22 protein-coding genes are annotated in these 20,155 nt (G+C 54.3%); 12 read left to right on the top strand and 10 right to left on the bottom strand.

Annotated features, from left to right (window positions below):
* Positions 1-25: 25 nt before the first annotated feature.
* Positions 26-2,932: an isoleucine--tRNA ligase gene (gene ileS / locus AKG35_RS09730; protein ID WP_011131184.1), complete on the top strand. Its 2,907-nt coding sequence runs from the start codon at positions 26-28 to the stop codon at positions 2,930-2,932.
* A gap of 268 nt (positions 2,933-3,200) precedes the next feature.
* On the opposite strand, the gene AKG35_RS09735 is transcribed toward ileS, so the two are convergent.
* Together AKG35_RS09735 and AKG35_RS09740 are read right to left on the bottom strand one after the other, a co-directional pair.
* On the bottom strand, positions 3,201-3,422 hold the full coding sequence (locus tag AKG35_RS09735; RefSeq protein WP_041384675.1) for a hypothetical protein: 222 nt from the start codon (positions 3,420-3,422) through the stop codon (positions 3,201-3,203).
* A 137-nt stretch (positions 3,423-3,559) separates the two neighbouring features.
* Entirely contained in the window at positions 3,560-4,171 is a 612-nt protein-coding gene (locus AKG35_RS09740) for a DUF3177 family protein (protein ID WP_011131185.1), read from the bottom strand.
* 70 nt (positions 4,172-4,241) lie between these two features.
* Between AKG35_RS09740 and AKG35_RS09745 the strand changes: the two genes are divergently transcribed.
* The 4 genes from AKG35_RS09745 to AKG35_RS09760 are packed head-to-tail and all read left to right on the top strand — an operon-like array spanning position 4,242 to position 8,522.
* Positions 4,242-5,531, top strand: coding sequence for an FIST signal transduction protein (locus AKG35_RS09745; protein ID WP_011131186.1), 1,290 nt, complete (start codon positions 4,242-4,244; stop codon positions 5,529-5,531).
* Positions 5,532-5,533: 2 nt separating this feature from the next.
* Positions 5,534-6,244 (top strand): tRNA (guanosine(46)-N7)-methyltransferase TrmB, encoded by a 711-nt coding sequence (gene trmB, locus AKG35_RS09750; protein ID WP_011131187.1) that lies wholly within the window; start codon positions 5,534-5,536, stop codon positions 6,242-6,244.
* Positions 6,244-7,563, top strand: coding sequence for an IctB family putative bicarbonate transporter (locus tag AKG35_RS09755; protein ID WP_011131188.1), 1,320 nt, complete (start codon positions 6,244-6,246; stop codon positions 7,561-7,563). Before trmB ends, AKG35_RS09755 begins: the two co-directional genes overlap by 1 nt.
* On the top strand, positions 7,560-8,522 hold the full coding sequence (locus AKG35_RS09760) for an N-acetylglucosamine kinase (protein ID WP_011131189.1): 963 nt from the start codon (positions 7,560-7,562) through the stop codon (positions 8,520-8,522). Before AKG35_RS09755 ends, AKG35_RS09760 begins: the two co-directional genes overlap by 4 nt.
* Here the strand turns inward: AKG35_RS09760 and glmM are convergent.
* The gene (gene glmM / locus AKG35_RS09765) at positions 8,503-9,909 is read right to left on the bottom strand and encodes a phosphoglucosamine mutase (RefSeq protein ID WP_011131190.1); all 1,407 of its coding nucleotides are present in this window, start codon (positions 9,907-9,909) and stop codon (positions 8,503-8,505) included. The genes AKG35_RS09760 and glmM overlap by 20 nt on opposite strands.
* A 62-nt stretch (positions 9,910-9,971) precedes the next feature.
* On the opposite strand from glmM, the gene AKG35_RS09770 reads away from it, so the two are divergent.
* Positions 9,972-10,154 carry a hypothetical protein gene (locus tag AKG35_RS09770; protein WP_041384678.1) on the top strand — a complete coding sequence of 61 codons (183 nt, stop codon included), beginning with the start codon at positions 9,972-9,974 and terminating at the stop codon, positions 10,152-10,154.
* A gap of 88 nt (positions 10,155-10,242) precedes the next feature.
* Positions 10,243-12,276, top strand: a complete 2,034-nt coding sequence (locus tag AKG35_RS09775) for a lytic transglycosylase domain-containing protein (RefSeq protein ID WP_011131191.1) — start codon at positions 10,243-10,245, stop codon at positions 12,274-12,276.
* Here AKG35_RS09775 and AKG35_RS09780 read toward each other — a convergent pair.
* Complete coding sequence (locus AKG35_RS09780; RefSeq protein ID WP_011131192.1) at positions 12,241-12,735, bottom strand: hypothetical protein; 495 nt, start codon at positions 12,733-12,735, stop codon at positions 12,241-12,243. The two genes, AKG35_RS09775 and AKG35_RS09780, sit on opposite strands and share 36 nt — an antisense overlap.
* 116 nt (positions 12,736-12,851) lie before the next feature.
* Here AKG35_RS09780 and AKG35_RS09785 point away from each other — a divergent pair, with 116 nt between their 5' ends.
* The gene (locus AKG35_RS09785) at positions 12,852-13,418 is read left to right on the top strand and encodes a thioredoxin family protein (protein ID WP_011131193.1); all 567 of its coding nucleotides are present in this window, start codon (positions 12,852-12,854) and stop codon (positions 13,416-13,418) included.
* A 606-nt stretch (positions 13,419-14,024) separates the two neighbouring features.
* Here the strand turns inward: AKG35_RS09785 and AKG35_RS09790 are convergent.
* The 4 genes from AKG35_RS09790 to AKG35_RS09800 form a co-directional block, all read right to left on the bottom strand.
* Positions 14,025-14,417: a hypothetical protein gene (locus AKG35_RS09790; RefSeq protein ID WP_011131194.1), complete on the bottom strand. Its 393-nt coding sequence runs from the start codon at positions 14,415-14,417 to the stop codon at positions 14,025-14,027.
* A 12-nt stretch (positions 14,418-14,429) separates the two neighbouring features.
* Positions 14,430-14,603: a hypothetical protein gene (locus tag AKG35_RS13035; protein ID WP_155724711.1), complete on the bottom strand. Its 174-nt coding sequence runs from the start codon at positions 14,601-14,603 to the stop codon at positions 14,430-14,432.
* Positions 14,604-14,699: 96 nt separating this feature from the next.
* Positions 14,700-15,293 (bottom strand): dCTP deaminase, encoded by a 594-nt coding sequence (dcd, locus tag AKG35_RS09795; protein ID WP_011131195.1) that lies wholly within the window; start codon positions 15,291-15,293, stop codon positions 14,700-14,702.
* Positions 15,293-15,907 carry a cob(I)yrinic acid a,c-diamide adenosyltransferase gene (locus AKG35_RS09800; RefSeq protein WP_041385217.1) on the bottom strand — a complete coding sequence of 205 codons (615 nt, stop codon included), beginning with the start codon at positions 15,905-15,907 and terminating at the stop codon, positions 15,293-15,295. The genes dcd and AKG35_RS09800 overlap by 1 nt, the downstream gene beginning before the upstream one ends.
* Before the next feature lie 141 nt (positions 15,908-16,048).
* Between AKG35_RS09800 and rph the strand changes: the two genes are divergently transcribed.
* The 4 genes from rph to AKG35_RS09820 all read left to right on the top strand — a co-directional run bounded on the left by rph (position 16,049) and on the right by AKG35_RS09820 (position 19,291).
* Positions 16,049-16,783 (top strand): ribonuclease PH, encoded by a 735-nt coding sequence (gene rph / locus AKG35_RS09805; protein WP_011131197.1) that lies wholly within the window; start codon positions 16,049-16,051, stop codon positions 16,781-16,783.
* Positions 16,784-16,857: 74 nt separating this feature from the next.
* Positions 16,858-17,592 carry a global nitrogen regulator NtcA gene (gene ntcA, locus AKG35_RS09810; protein ID WP_041384680.1) on the top strand — a complete coding sequence of 245 codons (735 nt, stop codon included), beginning with the start codon at positions 16,858-16,860 and terminating at the stop codon, positions 17,590-17,592.
* Between the two features lie 65 nt (positions 17,593-17,657).
* On the top strand, positions 17,658-18,863 hold the full coding sequence (locus tag AKG35_RS09815) for a DUF3084 domain-containing protein (protein ID WP_011131199.1): 1,206 nt from the start codon (positions 17,658-17,660) through the stop codon (positions 18,861-18,863).
* Positions 18,860-19,291 (top strand): resolvase, encoded by a 432-nt coding sequence (locus AKG35_RS09820; protein ID WP_236069589.1) that lies wholly within the window; start codon positions 18,860-18,862, stop codon positions 19,289-19,291. Before AKG35_RS09815 ends, AKG35_RS09820 begins: the two co-directional genes overlap by 4 nt.
* Here AKG35_RS09820 and AKG35_RS09825 read toward each other — a convergent pair.
* Both AKG35_RS09825 and pth read right to left on the bottom strand, forming a co-directional pair.
* Entirely contained in the window at positions 19,275-19,532 is a 258-nt protein-coding gene (locus AKG35_RS09825) for a DUF3146 family protein (RefSeq protein ID WP_011131201.1), read from the bottom strand. The genes AKG35_RS09820 and AKG35_RS09825 overlap by 17 nt on opposite strands.
* Complete coding sequence (pth, locus tag AKG35_RS09830) at positions 19,532-20,152, bottom strand: aminoacyl-tRNA hydrolase (RefSeq protein ID WP_011131202.1); 621 nt, start codon at positions 20,150-20,152, stop codon at positions 19,532-19,534. Before pth ends, AKG35_RS09825 begins: the two co-directional genes overlap by 1 nt.
* Positions 20,153-20,155 lie beyond the last annotated feature (3 nt).

Genomic DNA, 20,155 nt, shown 5'->3' on the forward strand with positions numbered 1-20,155 from the left:
TAATTTCTCCTGCTGCAGCGACACCGTGACCCAGGGAAAACAACCGGATGGTGTTGCACGAACCTCTTACAAGGACACTCTCAACCTCCTACAGACCAGCTTTGGCATGCGCGCCAATGCAAGCCAACGAGAACCAGAGTTACAAGAGTTCTGGAAGCAACAAGGCATTGATTTAGAGCTTGGCCTGAACAATCAGGGCCAAAACTTCACCCTTCATGACGGGCCGCCCTACGCCAATGGAGCCCTGCATATGGGCCATGCCCTCAACAAGGTGCTGAAAGACATCATCAACAAGCATCAAATCCTGCGTGGCCGTCAAGTGCGTTTCGTGCCCGGTTGGGACTGCCACGGCCTTCCGATCGAACTGAAGGTGTTGCAGAACCTCAATCAAGAGCAGCGCGAAGCACTCACACCACTGAAATTGCGCAAGAAAGCTGCAGCCTTTGCACGCAAGCAAGTGGACAGCCAAATGGCAGGCTTCCGCCGCTGGGGCATCTGGGCCGACTGGGAGCATCCCTACCTAACGCTCCAGAAGGAATACGAAGCCGCCCAAATCCAAGTGTTCGGCAAGATGTTTCAAAAGGGATACATCTATCGGGGACTCAAGCCGGTGCACTGGAGTCCCAGCTCCCGTACAGCCCTTGCTGAAGCGGAGTTGGAATATCCAGACGGTCACACCAGCCCAAGTGTCTACGTTGCTTTTCCAGCAGCGAAGCTGCCCGAGAAATTACGCACATCTCTTGGCAATCAGGGCCTAGAGCTGCCGAATAACGGCCTCGAACTCGGCCAGGCTCTGCAAATTGCAATCTGGACCACCACCCCCTGGACTCTGCCCGCCAACCTTGCGGTTTCGGTCAACGAGAAACTCGACTACTCCTTTGCAGTTGACAACCAAGGTCGACTACTCCTAGTGGCCGCTGAATTGTTGCCATCGTTACGCGACACCCTCGCGCTGGAACTCACAGCTCGCGCCACGGTCAAGGGAGCCCTTCTTGCAGGTCTCATCTACAAACACCCACTACTGGATCGAGACAGTCCAATCGTGATCGGCGGTGAATACATCACCACCGAATCGGGAACTGGTCTTGTGCACACGGCCCCAGGCCATGGTGTCGACGACTTCAACACAGGTCAAAAGCACGACCTGGGCATGCTCTGCCCAGTAGACGAAAGCGGAACAATGACAAGCGAGGCGGGTCCATTCGCTGGTCTCAACGTGCTCAAAGACGCCAACCCCACCATCATTGCGGCACTTGAGGAAAGAGGTGCTCTGCTGAAGCACGAACCCTATGCCCACCGCTACCCCTATGACTGGCGAACAAAGAAACCCACCATTTTTCGCGCCACAGAGCAATGGTTTGCCTCTGTCGAAGGCTTCCGCAATGAAGCATTGACAGCCATCAACAGCGTGGAGTGGCTACCAGCCTCGGGCCGCAATCGCATGGAAGCGATGGTGCGAGAACGGGGCGACTGGTGTATTTCCAGACAACGCACTTGGGGCGTACCGATTCCAGTGTTCTACGAGCGAGAAGGTAATGAGGTGCTGTTGAACGACGAGACCCTTGCTCATGTCAAGGCCCTGATAACAGAACATGGTGCCGACGTGTGGTGGGAACGCAATGAAGTCGAGCTTTTGCCACCGGCCTATGCCGCAGAAGCTGAACGATGGCGTAAAGGAACCGACACGATGGACGTATGGTTTGACTCGGGCTCGAGTTGGGCGGCTGTTGCCAGTCAACAAGAGGGCCTCGCCTACCCTACTGAGCTGTACCTAGAAGGCTCTGACCAACACAGGGGCTGGTTTCAGTCTTCTTTGCTGACCTCCGTAGCCATCAACAGCCAAGCTCCCTATCGGCAGGTGCTCACCCATGGCTTCGCCCTCGATGAGAAGGGCCGAAAAATGAGCAAATCACTAGGGAATGTCGTCGATCCAGCGGTGATTATCGACGGTGGCAAAAACCAGAAACAAGAACCTCCCTACGGCGCCGACGTTCTGCGCCTATGGGTGAGCTCTGTTGATTACTCCGCCGATGTTCCGATCGGAGCCAGCATTCTGCGTCAGATCGCAGATGTGTATCGCAAGGTGCGTAACACGTCCCGCTATCTGCTGGGAAACCTGCACGACTTCGATCCCGAGCGCGACGCGATTCCCGTGCCAGAACTACCCCTACTCGATCGCTGGATGCTGCAACGCACAGCTGAGGTCATGGATGAGATCTCAACGGCCTTTGATCGCTACGAGTTCTATCGCTTCTTCCAGTTACTCCAGAGCTACTGCGTGGTCGACCTATCGAACTTCTACCTCGATATTGCCAAGGACCGGCTCTATGTGAGCTCACCATCCGAACGTCGCCGACGCAGCTGTCAAACGGCGATGGCTCTCATCATTGAGCGTTTAGCTGGGGCCATTTCCCCAGTGCTATGTCATATGGCGGAAGACATCTGGCAGAACCTGCCCTACTCCGTAGCGGAAGACTCTGTCTTTCGTAGGGGATGGCCCACGGTCCCAGAGACCTGGCGAGACCCCTCAATGATGGCGCCAATGCACCAGCTACGTGAACTGCGCAGCGCCGTGAACCGCGTTCTAGAAGACTGCCGAAGCCAAGGAGAGCTGGGTGCGGCACTTGAAGCAGCTGTCCGTTTGGAAGCGCACAGCGAAGCGCTCCAGGAAGCACTCGACTGGCTCAGGCAGCAAGGAGATCCCGATGTGGATGGATTGCGCGACTGGTTGCTGGTATCTCACTTACAAGTAGGTGGTGAACCATGGGCAGAACTACTGGCAAGTCAGGACAACGCCTTAGCGACGATCGAGGTTGCCAGGGCTCGCGGTAGCAAATGCGAACGCTGTTGGCACTACGAAACTGATGTCGGCCAGCACACGACACATCCCACCCTTTGCGGACGCTGCGTGGGCGTGCTCGAACATCAATAAAAAAAAAAGGGGGGGGGGCTCCACGACAGCCCCCCCATCCATCACAACCATGTCACCACCAATGTCATCAGCACTGAGCCTTTGCGTCACTAGCGATATCCAGAGGCTTATCCAAGTCAATGCGGTGATGACATCAGCTCACAAGCAGCACACACGCATCCAGAACGGCAGTCATTGAACATTCTGCTTGAAAAAGCAAAACTCAAAGCATCGAAAGGGTGCCAAAAAATCATTCAATCGCGCAGTGGATTCAATGATCAAGCCTCCATCAAAAAGCTCCAGTAGCAGAATCCGGCAATGGCATAGGGTCAACGTCAGGCAAACCAGATAGAAAAGATGTCTCTTCTTTGCTCGCCTGCTCTAAAAGGCCTGCATTCGAATTTGTATTAGCTTCTGCGGAAGGTGATCCACAGATAACCGCAGCAATACAAATTGCAGCAATCAGCGTAAAGAACTTGTCGGTAATCAGCTCGGCTTTGTCGAATGTCATTGTCCTGATTTGGTTGTGAGGACAACCTGTCCTCGATGCACATAGCTTCTCTGCAAGTTCTCTGTGTTGTGTTGACGCGCCGCAAGACCTGAGGTGATTTTGCTCACAGCTCCTCTATCGCATCAAAGGCAATAGGGTCAGAATTCACCAGCAACCCGACCCTGACGGGGAAGTCGCACCAGGAGCCACTGCAGCAAGCCCACGACATAAGCCACCAAGGCCACATAACCAATAAATGCGGCGACCGCTTCGGTCCACTGTCCACCGAAAACGAAATCGAACAGTCGCTCCGCAACCCGATGCAACCCCTGCGGAGCCTCAAGCCAGACGCGACAATTAGCCCCTGCAACGTCCTTGACGCAAGCAAGACTGGTTGACGCCATAGCCGCGGCCATTAGACCGAATCCGCTCAGAGCCCAGCGCCAAATACGCACCGTTAATGGCAGAGGCCGCCAGGGGGGTAAATCGGCAAGCTCCTCATTAAGGTCTACCCAAAACCAAACTGAAGCCACCATCAACAAGGGTGCCAAAAAGGTCGTCAGATAACCAATAGGCCTTTGATCGGTCAGCAACAGCACGCTGATGGCTAGCAAACTGGCAATCTTCCAATAGATGGTCAGTAAACGCACCATCGAAGCCTCCCGACGCACCGAAGCCCAGATCAACAAAACAAATGGCAGGCCCAGTGCAAACATTGCCGCAAGGCGGTAGGTCAGCCAGACCAGAGTGCGATAGGGGAGTTCAGGCACTTAGGAGGTTCGTGAAGGCGTCATTATCAATGCTGGCCTGAGTTCCGTCAGTGTTGTTAGGGTCCAATTCATGGAGCCCTTCTCTCCGCTCAATTGGTTCAGACGCAGCTCATCCCAGGCCAGCTGCCGAACGGCATTGTCCAGCCAACCTTCCCTTGAAGCTGCGGTTAACGAGGTGGCGGCAGCCCTGGCGGGGGGCAGCTCGGCCGATCTAGCACTCGTCTTTGCCTCCACCCACTACGCCAGCGATCTACAGCGATTGCTGCCTTTATTGCAGCGTCGACTGAAAGCAACCCACTGGTTGGGGTGTGCCGGTGGAGGCGTGATTGGCACCACAGCCAAAGGGAATGCCTCAGAGCTCGAAAAAGAACCTGCTCTCAGCATCACCATGCTGCAGCTGCCAGGAGCCATTCTCAAGCCCTTCTACCTTGAAACCCAGTCATTACCAGACCTAGATGGACCAGCTCAGCACTGGCAAGAATGGGTTGGAGCTGATCCTTTCAATGCCCGCAGCATGTTGCTGCTTGTGGATCCCAGCTCACGCTCAATCAATGATCTCATTAGCGGCCTGGATTACGCCTACCCAACCACGACCAAACTCGGTGGCATTGCCGGCCCTCATAATGCCCCTCATGGCTCCCTGTTCTTTGACGACCGCGTTGTCATGGGCGCCGTTGGCTGCAGCTTTGGGGGCGACTGGAATCTGGAAGTCGTGGTCGCACAGGGTTGCAAACCGATTGGTCCTGTGTTCGCCATTGAACAGGTGCAAAAAAATATTCTTTTGGAGCTCAGTCACGAAAACCAGCGGGACAGTCCGATGGCCTGCCTACAACGCGTGTTAGATGATCTCTCAGAAGAAGAACGAGAGATGGTCCGGCATTCACTTTTTTTAGGAATAGAACGACGCGATCTGGTGTTAGCAGGAACCGGAGCACCTCAGCCTCAAGGAGCTTTTTTGGTGAGGAACCTGATCGGAGTAGATCCCAAGAATGGTGCCGTTGCCGTCGCCGAGCAAATAAGAGCTGGCCAAAACGTGCAATTTCAGCTGCGGGAAGCTGAGGCCTCACGGCAAGAATCTGAGCTACTGCTCGGTGCCGCAAGAGAGCGCAATACCAGCCCCCCTCTCTTCGGCCTATTAATGGCTTGCCTCGGGCGAGGACATGGCCTCTACGGCGTACCCAATGGTGATGTACACATCGCACGCAAACTGATGGCAGAACTACCTATCGCTGGAGTGTTCTGCAACGGTGAAATCGGCCCTGCCGGAGGCGTTGGCGCTACCCACATTCACGGTTACACGGCCTGCTGGGGTTTGCTTAGGCATGACCCCTCTTCCTCGGAACCAGCCAAATCGGTCTAAGTGTGCGCCAGCACGTCAATCCTCTCAGCCGTTTCTTCCAACTTCCAAGGCCACTGCCAAGCCCGGAAGAAATGTTTGCGCAATCCAGCCGCCCTCTCCATCTCGACATCGGTTGTGCTCGAGGTGGCTTCCTGTTAAGCCTGGCTCCACTTCAACCAGAGTGGAATCATGTGGGTGTTGAGATTCGCCACCCGCTTGTGCTTTCAGCGGAAAGGGATCGCCAAGAACTCGAACTCGACAACCTCCGCTTCTTGTTCTGCAACGTCAATGTGAGCCTTGAGGAGTGGCTTGATGCCCTGCCTAGAGATCAGCTGCAATGGGTGTCCATCCAGTTCCCAGACCCCTGGTTTAAACGTCGTCATCAGAAGCGCAGGGTGCTGCAACCCTCCCTGTTAATCGCCTTAGCAACAGCCCTGCAACCAGGCCGTGAACTCTTTATCCAGAGTGATGTGCTGTCTGTTATCGAGCCGATGGTGATGCTGATTGAACAAAGCAACTGTTTCGAGCGTCCTAAAAATGATTCCCATGCCTGGCAAAAGGCCAACCCACTGCCCGTGCCGACGGAGCGAGAACGTTATGTGCTCGATCAGGGCCTACAGGTTTACCGCAGGCTCTACCAACGCAACGACCAACAAGCTCCTGAACTGTCCAACCTCGAAGCTTTATGGCAACAGGTCGATAATCCAAGTAAAGAAGAACATAGCGACTGCTGATGCCTAAGACTGCGGCCCCACAGCCCCTTCTACTGCGCTGGCAGGGACACATTCCCTCCTCTGAGGCGATGCAAATGCGCCTGCAGTGGATTGCGGGGTTGCTGTTGATGATGCTCCTAGCAACCCTGCCCATGCTGACTCGAACCGGACTTGGACTAACAATCCTCGCGGCCGGAGCGTTATGGATCATCTGGGGCTGCGTGACACCAGCTGGCCGAATTGGAAGCATCAGTAGCTGTTTACTTGTGTTTTTCGCTATTGCATGTCTCGCCACAGGGTTCTCACCCGTTCCATTAGCAGCTGCCAAAGGATTGATCAAACTCATCAGCTACCTGGGGGTGTACGCACTGATGCGACAGCTACTAGCCACCAGTAGCGACTGGTGGGATCGCCTGGTGGCTGCCCTCCTAACCGGCGAACTGATCTCTTCTGTGATCGCAATCAGGCAGCTCTATGCCCCTGCTGAGGAAATGGCCCACTGGGCAGATCCCAATTCAGTGGCTGCAGGGACAGTGCGAATTTATGGTCCGCTTGGTAACCCCAACCTGCTAGCCGGCTATCTCATGCCCATCCTGCCGCTGGCCTTAGTAGCCCTACTGAGATGGCAAGGCTTGGGAGCAAAGCTTTACGCGATGGTCGCTCTAGGGCTTGGTATCACAGCAACCCTATTCAGCTTCAGCCGCGGTGGATGGCTAGGCATGCTTTCGGCTCTAGCTGTGATTTTGGTGCTGCTGCTGTTGCGCAGTACCAGCCACTGGCCTCTCGTCTGGCGTCGTCTGCTGCCCCTAATCGTGATTGTTTTAGGCACAGCCATGCTGGTGATAGCCGCAACCCAGATTGAGCCCATCCGCACCCGAATCACAAGCTTGATCGCAGGGCGAAGTGACAGCTCTAACAACTTCCGCATCAACGTTTGGCTATCAAGCCTTGAAATGATTCAGGCACGCCCGTGGCTGGGTATTGGCCCTGGCAACGCTGCCTTCAACAGGATCTATCCGCTCTTTCAACAGCCCAAATTCAACGCCCTAAGTGCCTACTCTGTTCCCCTGGAAATCCTTGTAGAAACCGGACTGGCTGGCCTCATGGCAAGTCTCGCTCTAGTAATTACCGGCATGCGCAAGGGCCTCGCTGGCCTCAACTCAAATCATCCGCTGGCCCTCCCCGCTCTAGCAAGCCTGGCCGCCATCGCTGGGCTTGCGGTTCATGGCATCACAGATACCATTTTTTTTCGACCTGAGGTTCAACTCGTGGGCTGGTTCTGCCTCGCCACACTGGCCCAAACACAGCCAGAACAAAAGCAACTCCAACAGACAGAGTGAACGGCCTTTTCCTTGCAGGCTTTGATGCAGGCCAAACACAAACCCGATGCCGCCTAAGCCGCTGGCATCAAAATCAATGGTTGCCGATTGCAGAGGGCCTCGGCAGCGGCGTCATTCACCTGCACGCCTCTGACGGTGAAGAACACTTTGAGAAAGCACTGCGAAGCAGCTTCAGCAAGGCTGTCGGCAATGCTGGATTGAGATCTGAAAAAGCTCTGATCTCTGCAGCGGCCGTCGGAGCAAGCGGAATAGAACATGACACCCCACTGCAAGAGCAAGCGCAGCACTTGCTCGCGCGTTGTCTAAACATCCCATCAAACCAATGCCTAGCAACTGGGGATGAACGCATTGCCCTGCATGGGGCCTTCCCCCAAGACGCAGGCATTGTGTTGATCAGTGGCACCGGCATGATCTGCATCGGGCGAAACGATCAAGGAAAAGAACAACGCTGTGGCGGCTGGGGTTGGCTACTTGATGAGGGTGGCTCAGCTCAAAACCTCGGACAAAAGGGGCTACAGCTCAGCCTGCGCATGGCCGATGGCCGTATCCCCGATCGACCTCTACGCGAGAAACTCTGGCGCGCTCTCAATTGCTCATCGGCAGCAGCTATCAAAGCCCTTGTTGTGCAGCCCAGTTTCGGTGCTGCCGGGTTTGCTCAACTCGCCCCACTCGTCGTTGCAGAAGCTCAGGTAGGCGATAAGGATGCCATCGCAATCCTTGAACAATCAGCCCACTGCATCGCCGAAGCGATCGCAGGAGTTGCCCAAAGCCTTGAGTTATCGGCTCCCAAGATCTGTGGCAACGGCGGAGCCTTTGAACATCTACAACCCTTTCGCGAGCTGATCGAGCAAGCCATTGCCAAGCGACTGCCTACTGCAAGCTGGATCAAAGGCCAGGGGGATGCTCTGGATGGTGCTCTGCAGCTTGCACTTCGCCAACTCAAACGCAACCCCGATTGAGGTGTTGCTCGGCAAGGTCGGCCAACTGTGCTGTCCAGAACTCCACGGCAGCAGAATCCGCCGCTTCAATCATCACTCTTAACAACGGCTCCGTTCCACTCGCCCTTACCAAGACTCGGCCATCTTCACCCATGGCTGCTTCTGCCGCCAAGACCGCCTCCTGCAGAGGCTCACAATGCTGCCAACCCATACGTCGTTCCAAATCAGGAACGCGCACATTGACCAACTTTTGTGGGAACGCCTGGAAACTCTGATCCAACCACTCACCAAGACTCAGCCCCCTGCCATGACAGAGAGTGGCAAGCTGCAAAGCAGTGAGCACACCATCACCACAAAGGCCATGAGCTGCTGAAAGGATATGGCCAGACTGTTCACCACCTAAAGCAGCATTGCTCTCCACCATGGCGGCATAGACATGCTGATCACCTACCGGCGTGCGTTCAAGAACCCCACCTCTTTGCTGCCAAGCCCTCTCAAATCCGAGATTCGACATCACCGTGGCCACAAGCCTTTGTTGAGGTAAAGCCTGCCGATCCTGAAGGTCTGATCCCCAGAGGTAGAGCACATGGTCACCATCGACGACGCGACCGTGTCCATCCAAAGCCAGCATCCGATCAGCATCCCCATCAAAGGCAAAGCCCATGATCGCGCCGCGCTCAATCACAGCTCGACGCAACGGCTCGAGCTGGGTAGAACCACAACCGACATTGATGCGCCTGCCATCCGGTTCACCATGCAACACAGTGAGATCAGCCCCAAGGGCCGCAAACACCTCAGCACCACAGGCTGTTGCCGCTCCCCAGCAGAGATCAAGCACAATGGGCACGCCATCCAGGCGTTGATGCAGCACTGAGGCAAGCAGGGCATCGCGATAGTGGCTAAGAAGCTCGTTGCGCTGATAAGCAGGGCCGCAACTCGTGATCGTTGGTCGACCTTTGTCACCAATGGCCTCGCCGCGAAGCCCCGCTTCGATGAGACCCTGCTTTGCTGGGCTTAATTTGGCACCATCGGCCCCAAACACCTTGATGCCATTGTCTTCAGGTGGGTTATGACTTGCTGAAACCATCAAACCGCCTGCAGCACCAAGCTTGCGAATTAATCCAGGCACAGCTGGGGTGGGACATAAGCCCAAGGTCCACACTTCCCGCCCTGCAGCGGTTAAACCAGCCGTTAATGCCGAGGCCACCATGGCCCCACTGCTACGGGAATCCATCCCGATCAACACCGGGCCTTGATCAGGCAACACCTGACCACACCAGTAGCCCACCTGCAAAATAAACGCAGGCGTCAGCAACGTTCCGACCCGACCGCGAATGCCATCTGTGCCGAAGCTGGCCTGGGCCGTCCCGAGGGGAACACCTAAGGGGTCAAGAGCAGCAAAGACCATCAGGTCTCAAAAGTGGATTGAAGGTTAAAGGGCATGCGCCTGAGACTCAAGCGAGAGGGGACATGATCGAAGACAGTCTCAACGCCAAAAGCATGGGAGCCCAGAGCCAAGTAACGGGTTCAGGCACGCTTCAAACCACAACCAAAGCCACAATCCATCAAGGCCACAACGGCATGGGCCAAAGCCAGCACAATCCCTCAACGAATCATGCCGCTTCCGCAACGGATGCACACTCAGAGCGGTGAGCCTGAGCAAGCGGCATCAATCCTTGCGAAGACTGCATCACACAACTGAACTTCATCACCACAGAATGCCAACAGTTTCTGCTCTGGCGTGATCGCGAGCCCCTTTCGCGGATTCCCTCTACTCGGAGGTACAGCCCTACTCAGCTTGGCGGCAAGCCTCGCTGGGCAAGCCCTTTTAAAACCACAGCTCAAGCGACTTACGCCAAGAATGTCGCAAACAGAGCTCTGGCAGGCCTATCGCTGGTCAATCGATCCCCAGCAACGCCGAGATGCCTCATTGCTGCTCGTGAGCAAGACAAAAGGATCAACCCTTAGGCATCAGAGGCTGTTGGCCGGCCAAGGCTGGGGGAACAGCCCCTTAGCAGCCGTTGCCCTCAAGCTGCAAGCCCAAACAGCCGAGCGTCTTGGGGAAAAATCAAAGGCCAATCATCTTTGGCAAAGCCTGCTGAAACGTTTTCCAAACACGACGACGGCTGCTGATGCGTATTACAGCCTCGGGCGCCATAACCCTGAACTGCGTCAGCAACTCCTTCAGCAACATCCTGCTCATCCAGCGGCACTAGCCAGCGCAATTGAACTGGATACCAGCAACAGTCGCCATCAAAGAGCCATTCATCTCACGCGTTGGGGGGTCTTCTGGCCAGGTGCCGCAGAAGTCCTACGCAGCGCCTGCAGCGCTCCGGCAAGGAACGGACATTCAAACCAAGAGCGACAAGAACTAGCCCTTGGTCTTGCACAACTAGGCGACGGCAGAACAGCCCTGAGCTGCCTACAAGAACAACCCCCTGATCCTGCAGCAGCCCTAGCCATTGGCCAGACACTGCTACGAGGCAATAAGGAGGAACAACTCCAGGGCGAATCTCTGCTCTTGAAGCTGGCTCAAGATGATCCAAAGGCTGCTGAAAGCCTTGAAGCGGTGAGCCTGCTCAGTGAACCTCTTCATCCGAAGGCGACTCTGCTGAAGTCCTTGCCGCCTGCCCTTGCTGATCGTTCCCCCAGCGTGGCGGCAGCCCGCGTACGCCTCGAAAATGGGATCCAAGCAGACGAGGTGTTTCAACGCTGGCCTGATAGTCCTGCTAGCTGGCAACTGCAATGGGATCTGAGCCGAGACGCTCTGCTGAAAGAGCAATGGAACAAGGCCCAATCGATTCTCGAAAGCATCCCAAGCCAAAAATTGCCGGAGCCCCTCGCCGCTAGGCAACAGTTCTGGATCGGATTCACTGCCTCCAAACAGGGTCGCAATCGAGAGGCCACCCAGATCTGGGAAAAGCTGCTCCGATCCCATCCCAATGGGTACTACACCTGGCGCGCCCAGGCACGCCTTGGTCGAGCTGATCTTCCTGCACTGCAAGGGCAACCCGTATCAATTGCGAACCCTGAGCTCCCATCCTGGACCCCACTAGGCAGTGGAGAAAAGCTTGTAGACGAACTCTGGCGACTTGGTCTCGCAATGGAGGCCTGGGAAACGTGGCGGACTCTGAGGGTTGAAGTCGATCGCGCACAACATGATCCCAACACCAGGATGGTGGAAGGGCGGCTCAGGATGGCCGTCGGCGATAACTGGACGGGGCTAAGTCAGCTCTGGCGAACAAGCCTGCGACTCGTAGGAGAGGACTGCCACACACGCCAACTGCTCCATCACAGCCAACATCCATATCGCTTTTGGCCTGAGATCAAAAAAGCGAGTCACCGCAGTGACGTCCGAGCTGAACTATTGCTGGCCATAGCAAAGCAAGAATCACGCTTCTCGCCAGGCGTGGAGTCTCCAGTAGGCGCAATAGGGCTGATGCAACTGATGCCGGAAACAGCGGCAGAACTCAGCGATAGCCCTCTGAACAAGCAAGTGCTGTCCACTCCTGAAACCAATATTGAACTTGGGGCCCGTTACCTAGCAATGCTGCTGAAGCAATGGCAAGGCAATCCATGGCTGGCAGTGGGCAGTTACAACGCAGGGCCCGCTGCAGTAGCCGACTGGCTAACCCCAGAACTGGCTGCGGACCCTGAGCTCTGGGTAGAACGAATCCCTTACCCAGAGACACGCCTGTATACAAAAAAAGTTCTCGGCAACCTCTGGAGCTATTTAGGCCTATCCAGCAAAAAGCTTTGCGAGACTGAGATGTAAAGGCATAGAGATCTGCTGGCCAATCCATATCCCGCCAAGCAAAATCAACCCCAGAGCAATCGCCATCACAACCGGTGGTGGAACCACACGAATGCGAGTGAGATCCAAGCGCGCAAGCAATATCGCAGAAGCAAGGATGAGAACATCCGCAAGCAGGCTCAGGTGCAGTAGGTACAGGCCAGCGGTGATCACCAACAACAAAACCACCAGCAAACTGATTGCACGACTGGCAGCCATCAGCAAGGAAACCTGACGCAAGATCAGATCCGGCATCGTGCAAATCACGACCAACACGACCGCCTGAAGGAGCTCAACAACCCAGAAGAGCTCAACATCAATACCGAGGCTGTCTATCTGCTCAGACTGAAGCAACGACCAATGGTTGCCCATAACGACCGCCACCCCAAAGAGCAACAGCAACGAGGGGGCACGAAAGGGCACAACGAGGAGACGCAGCATCTGCATCAGCCTCAACGAATGGTGAAAAGACGCTTCACTTCTGACCAGTTAGCCCATTGAAGCGAGCAACAACAACAAAACAGACCTGCCAAAGTGCATCGAGAATCTTGCCCATCATGACCGGAAGTTCCCCGTCTTCCACTCTCGGCCAAGGCCAAAGGTTGATCCTGCTATTCACAGCATTGGGATTAGCAGTCGTTCTTTTCCTGCTGCGGGGCGGCCTCAATGCTGAGGCACCGCTCGAACAACTGGCACGGCGCTCCCTCGACCCAGATGTCGCACTCACCAATGGTCGACCGACCGTGATCGAATTTTATGCTGATTGGTGTCAAGCCTGTCGTGAAATGGCCCCAGCCATGCTCAAAACGGAACGTGACAGGGAAGACCAGCTCGACGTTGTGCTGGTAAACGTCGACAACCCCCGCTGGCAAGACCTTGTCGATCGCTACGACGTCAACGGCATTCCCCAGCTGAACTTCTTTGATAACAAAGGCAAACTGCAGGGTCTCTCACTGGGTGCACGCACTCAAGAACAACTACAGCAATTAACTGATGCTCTGATTCAAAACCAACCACTACCAAACTTCGCCGGTGTAGGCGCTATCAGCAACCTGAATGCATCACAAGAACGAACAGAGAAGCAAAACGATTTAGAGGCTATTAGGCCAATGAGCCATGGCTAATCTAAAAGCAGTCAATAAGCAAATATCGATAACATGACGAGCCATCGCAGAAGCTCTTGAGCCATCAACTAATATAATTATATCGACTAAATAGATCAAGAAGAATATCAATATTGTCCAGCGACCAAAGCTCTAGTCGCATAAGGCTAGAACAAGGTATCGCAAGCAGCCTATCGACCATAACGCGAAAATAAATCTTACTTCAGTGAAGTAATTAAAGTGCTTTCTTATTCCTTATCAGTAGTTTTATCGCTAACAAATTCTCTCCAATAGACTAGATGAATGACCACTGCTCCCTAGCTAGCCGACCCCAGTTTCTCACTGGAAGTAACACCAATGCCACAAGAGACACTCCAGCTTGACAGCTCTCCTTCGCAGACAGTGACTGAATGCGGCAAGCCAACAGGAAAGGTCAATAAGTTAAACAGCTGAGGCGATCTTTAGACACCTTGTTGAACTTAGCTCTAAAAGCTGATTAGGCCCAATATCCCAATCTCTAAACAATCGCAGGTTTGCTTGTCTAGCTAAATTCTTCTTATATCTCGGCCTAATTTGCGAATAAGCTATTTAGGCATTTAACCAAATCAATAGAATCAATTCCCTTGGCTAGGAAATCTCTAGTTTTGTAAGGCCAGGCAAAAGCAAAATCCCTATTGCAAGATGAATAAATACTCCTGGCCACAAAAGAACACCAGTTAAATCTTGACTCACACCAATAGACGCTAACAAAAGGCCAACAGCAATATTATAATAACAAAGAGATCTTCTCGGATTTTGCATCGGCGCATGGCTGGAAACTTCCCAGCACGCCCAGCCAAGAGCAATGATTGCCAATGCAAATAATCTTGCAATACCTACCAGTTCAGTGACTAGCGTATAACCAAAAAGTAGTGAACAAAATTTAACAGGCAGAACAAGAGCAAAAATCCCACCAAGAATTTCAAAGCCCGCAGAAAACCTGAACAGCAAAGAAGTCCGTCTCATAGAATTAAGTTTCAAAAAATCTCATCTTTAACCTTGAAGCAGGCTAATACTGAACGCCAAAACTCCTACACAAGCAGCGAGAACGACAGCACTCACCCAAAAGACAAAAGAGTTGCCAAACTGTCCCCATCCACCAAGATAATCACCTGAGGTATTAACTTCCACCTCAGGAGGTGCGGATTTTGGCTGCTTGTCTGACATACGTGGGGGATGAGATCAGTAGCTTCACTCTATCAATGTCTACAAAATCAAAAAGATCTGTTGAGAGCAGACATGCATTCAACAGATCTTTTTCGTTCAAATCCTGGCGAGAGTGACGCGTTCTGGCTGATGTTGATATTTACCCTGGCGATCGCTGTAGGTGGTATCGCAGGGATCACCCTCGAAGAAAAGAAGCTGACAAATGCCTTCATTGGCATAGATACGGCAATCAGCTCCAGAACTATTGCTGAATTCAAGCGTGAGATGCCCTTCCCAACTGGCTTCGGCGGGAGTTGTATTAACGATAATACCAAGGCGGGCATAGGTACTCTTACCTAGGCAAATGACAGTGATATTTGATGGGACCTTCATCTTCTCCAGCGCCACACCGAGACCATAAGAATGAGCCGGCAGGATGAAATACTCGCCATCCTCGTCCTGATGCAAAGGGGTGGATTCGAGATTTGCAGGATTAAATCGCTTCGGATTCATCACCGTGCCTGGTACATGGCGAAAGATCAAAAACTCCTTCGCAGAGAGCCTTAGGTCATAACCAAAGGAAGAACAGCCAAAGCTGAGTACAGGCCGTTGATGCTGCTCAGGATCAAGATGTCGAATCAGTCCGGCTTGAAAGGGTTCAAGCATCCCTGCTGCGGCCTGTTCGGTGATCCAACGATCGTTTTTAAGCATTAGAAACCACGACGCAACTCAGTGACCTGATCAGCCATTGCCATCAGGATCGATGGCATGACTGAGCCAGTCAAGATGACATCCATCGAGCCGGGGCGCTGTTCCAGAGTTGATAACACATCAGCTTCATCGAGATAACCAAGAGCAATCGCCAGACCAACCTCATCCAACACCATTTGATCCAAATCACTCGCCATGATGCGATCCCGACATTCATGCCAAATGGCCTCCACGGCCTCAGGCGCGCTGGAGTCAACGGCAAGCCTTGAAGCAGGCTCAGATAGACAGCCAGGAACCGCCGGGCGCAGCCACTCAAGTCGCCCACATAGGCGCACACGCCCATCTGGGCCTTGGTCTACTCCTCCCTTGAGGAACTGAGCCACCAATACACGACTTCCCAGCCCAGCCGCTCTTAACGCCTGACTCAAGACAACAGAAAAACTGCCTCGATAGGGGGCTGTATAAACCTGAAGCTGCCCTTCAGGAGCTACCAGATGCAGCAAACGCCTATCAGCAACTACTGCCAAAGACCGACTCCCATCACTCTCCTGCGAGCGATGGTCCGTCATGCACGGATCCACGGAGCGATGACTAGGGCTCAGGCTGGCTGTCATAAAAGTCTCAATCGCCCCGACAAAACCAGCAGAAATCAAATGTAGCGGTGGAAAGCTGCTTAACAAGGCTCTTGACACTATCCATGGTGTAAAAGCACCTGTTTCTGCCAGGCTCAGTTCATCTCAACCACCAACGGCACGATGCTCACATCCCCCCAGCCACGTGCTGACGGCCGCCTTGCTGACGTGATGCGGCCCCTTCAGATCACATGGGATCCAATGGGCTTTGCCCTCAGTTCGTTAATCATCCGCACTGGTCGCACCTCAGTGCTCTGCAGTGTTTGCGTTGAAGAAGGTGTACCCCGCTGGCGCAAAGGCCAAGGCAAAGGCTGGCTCAGCGCCGAGTACCGCCTTCTGCCTGGGTCTACCCCGCAAAGACAGAACCGTGAACTGCTCAAGCTTTCCGGACGCACTCAAGAAATTCAACGCCTCATTGGCCGCAGCCTGCGCGCCGTGATCGACATGGCCGCTCTTGGGGAAACCACCCTGCGAATTGATTGTGACGTCATTCAGGCCGATGCCGGCACACGTACAGCCTCCATCACCGGCGCTTGGATTGCCTTAAAACGAGGCTGCGATCGCTTGCTGGAACAAGGGCTGCTCACGCATCAACCCGTCATCGAGCAAGTTGCTGCAGTATCCGTTGGTTTAGTGGAGAGTTATCCCCTTCTCGACCTCGACTACAGCGAAGACTCCAGGGCTGATGTGGATCTAAACGTGGTAATGGGCTCCAATGGGCACCTATTGGAGCTGCAGGGCACCGCTGAAGGGGCTCCATTCAGCCGGAATCAACTCAACGACTTGCTGAATCTGGCAGAACCCGGCCTGCAACATCTACAAGCCTTCCAACGCTCGGCATTAATGCAAGAAGACTAAAAACCGTCACCATTGCTACATGGTAGTGGAGGTCCACTCCCTAACTTCATATTTCTGCCGTTTGCTGCGCAGCCATGGCCGGCGTCATCCGCGGCTTCAGCCGTTACGCCCAGCAACCCTATGTTCAAGGGTCAGGAAGTATGGCCAACTCGCCTGCTCCACCCCAGAAAACCCTGCTGGAAGTCATCCGTGAACTGGATGGCGCCAGCAACGAAATGGTGGAGCGTTCCAAAACCATCTTCTTTCCTGGCGATCCTGCCGAAAAGGTTTATCTCATTCGACGCGGCGCGGTTCGGCTATCTCGGGTCTATGAATCTGGTGAAGAGATCACCGTGGCATTGCTGCGTGAAAACAGCCTATTTGGAGTGCTCTCTCTACTCACAGGCCATCGCTCGGACCGTTTTTATCACTCCGTAGCCTTCACCCGAGTCGAAATGATCACAGCGCCAGCCACCTCAGTTCGCCAAGCGATCGAAAACGACACCAGCGTGGGGTTACTTCTGCTGCAGGGTCTCTCAAGTCGGATCTTGCAAACCGAGACCATGATCGAGACCCTCACTCACCGCGACATGTCATCAAGGCTTGTGAGTTTCCTGCTAGTCCTCTGCCGGGATTTCGGGGTTCCAGGGGAACAAGGAATCACCATTGACCTGCGCCTCTCACATCAGTCCATCGCTGAAGCAATCGGCTCCACTCGCGTCACCATTACTCGCCTGTTGGGAGACCTGCGCAATTCAGGTCTAGTGCAAATCGATCGCAAGAAAATCACCGTTCTTGATCCGATTGCCCTTGCTAAAAAATTCAACTGATCCCCGTCCCAGTCCAGGATGGTGAAACGGGTTGACACTATTCCTGATCCCACCCGCCCATTGTCGTGACCGGCTGGCTGCTGATCCTCTCCCTACTCGTCCTCGGTGGTGTGCTCTCCACCCTTGGCGATCGACTTGGCAGCCGTGTAGGCAAAGCAAGGCTGAGCCTGTTCAATCTCAGACCGCGAAGGACAGCCGTCTTCATCACCGTTCTCACTGGCAGCCTAATTAGCGCCCTGTCCCTAGGACTGATGCTGCTGGTCAGTCGACAACTGCGAGTAGGACTTTTTGAACTGGATGACCTTCAGGCCAAACTCCAACAAAGCCGTGATGCCCTCAATTCAAGTCGGTCGGCCCAGTTCAATGCCGAGCTGGATCTCAAGCAGGCCAGGTCGGACAGCAATCAGGTTCAGAATGAACTGAAGCAAGCCAAAAAGCGAGCTACCGCCCTTCGCAACGAACTCGCACCACTACAAAAACAAAGACAACAGCTCGAGGCGGAACGAGCTCGTCTCAGTCGCGACATTTCCAAAAAAGATGCCGACATCCGCCGAACGGAAGTTGAACTAGCCAATGTTCGCAGCAGGATTAGCGCGGCTGAAAAAGAACTGAAGCAGCTCGAGACCAACCTCATTGCCTTACGTCGAGGGGATGTTGTGCTGAGCAGTGGGCAGCAACTTGCTGCAGCCACCCTGCGGCTCGATAACCCCAGCCAGGCGAAAGCCGTCATCGACCGCCTACTTCAGGAAGCAAACCTGGAGGCTTTTCGACGCGTACGTCCCGGTGAAGAAGCCAATCGACAGATCCTGCTCGTGCCACGCACCGACATCAACCGCATCGAACAGATCATCCGAAAGCCAGGCACCTGGGTGGTCTATGTGCGCTCTGCCGCAAACGTGTTGCGTGGTGAGAACGTGGTGTATGCCTTCCCGGATGCTCGCCAAAATATCAACATCGTCCGACAAGGCGAAGTTCTCGCACGAACGACTCTTGACCAAAACGAGAAGAGCAGCGAAACCGTGCGCAACCGACTTAGCCTCCTGCTTGCATCAACTCTGGCAGAGGTAAAAAGACGCGGATCCCTCAGTTCCGGACTGCAGTTCGATGGCAGTGAGATGAACCGGCTCGGCAAGGCATTACTGAACCGTTCTCAAGAGCGGATTGAGCTAGAAGCCGTGGCACTCCGCAACAGCGATACAGCCGATCCGGTAGCAGTTGTCCTGCAGCCCGTGGGTGGTCCTTGGACAAAGATTGCCGAAGACAAACCATGACAAGGCTTGTGGCCGTAGATCCTGGTCGCAATAAATGTGGATTAGTTCTTGCCGATACAGCAACAAATGCTGTGCTTGAGGGGAAAGTGGTGGCCGCAGCCGCTGTGCTCGACCTCATCATGCATTGGCAAAACCAAGCACCCTTAGCAGGCATCTTGATCGGCAACGGCACCAGCAGTGAATACTGGCAAAACCTTCTGCGGCACATTGCCCCATTGCATGTGGTCGAAGAACGTGGGAGCACACTGCGCGCCCGCCATCGCTATTGGGAGCTATGGCCCCCAAGCAACTGGCGCCGCTGGCTACCCCGAGGAATGATCCTGCCTCCCCATCATCTAGACGCCATAGCCGCAATGGTGTTGCTTGAAGACCACCTCGGGCAACAACTCCTTTGGGCCGGACCACCCAACTTCAGAATCGGGCCCTAACAGTGAACATATAATCCCCACCAGGCTCAAGGTGGTAGTCAGCCTTAACGAGGAAGCGCAATAAAGCATCCTCAATCAGTGCTCGCCCAAGAGAGGGTTCCACTTTCAGTTCACCCCGATCGAAAGCCCAGCTGAACTGCCACTGAAACCCCCCAGCGGAGACCTCCCCATCCAAGCGTTGGTCGGCAAAGCTTTGGCGGTGTACACAGAGGCGAGCCGTGGTGACAGGCAAATGACTCATCAGCAGGCAGAACAACCCTCCGGTTGAAAAGCATTGAGACGATTACCTGCCCGTTCCAACCCAAGGCACTGAATCAGATCCAAACCCATCAGCACCTCATCAAGCACTTGATCGACTAGGAGGCTCTCCTGCCGACTAAACACCCCGAGCACATGCGAGACGGTTCGAGCTCTTCGTTCCTCAGAGGTACAACCTGGAGCACCGATCCCGATCCGCAGACGACAAAAATCCTGAGTCCCCAGATGTTGAATCGCGCTGCGCAAACCATTGTGACCTCCTGCACTTCCCTGGGCGCGAAGCCGCAGTCGACCCAAAGACAAATCCATGTCATCTACAAGCACCAGCAACTGATCAACCTCCAAGCCAAACCAATCGATGGCTGCACGAATCGCCCGACCGCTTTCATTCATATAAGTTTGAGGCATCAGCAATCGAACCCTCTCTGAGCCAACCGCCACTTCCGCCATCAGTCCATGGAACTTTGTTTGCGGCCTGAAACTGACTGACTTCTGCGCAGCCAACTTATCGAGGGCCATGAAGCCGATGTTGTGACGGGTACCGACATACTTTGAGCCTGGATTACCTAGGCCTACCAATAGACGTAAACGACCCGGCCTCATACC

It is taken from the genome of Prochlorococcus marinus str. MIT 9313 (assembly GCF_000011485.1).
Taxonomy (GTDB): domain Bacteria; phylum Cyanobacteriota; class Cyanobacteriia; order PCC-6307; family Cyanobiaceae; genus Prochlorococcus; species Prochlorococcus marinus_D.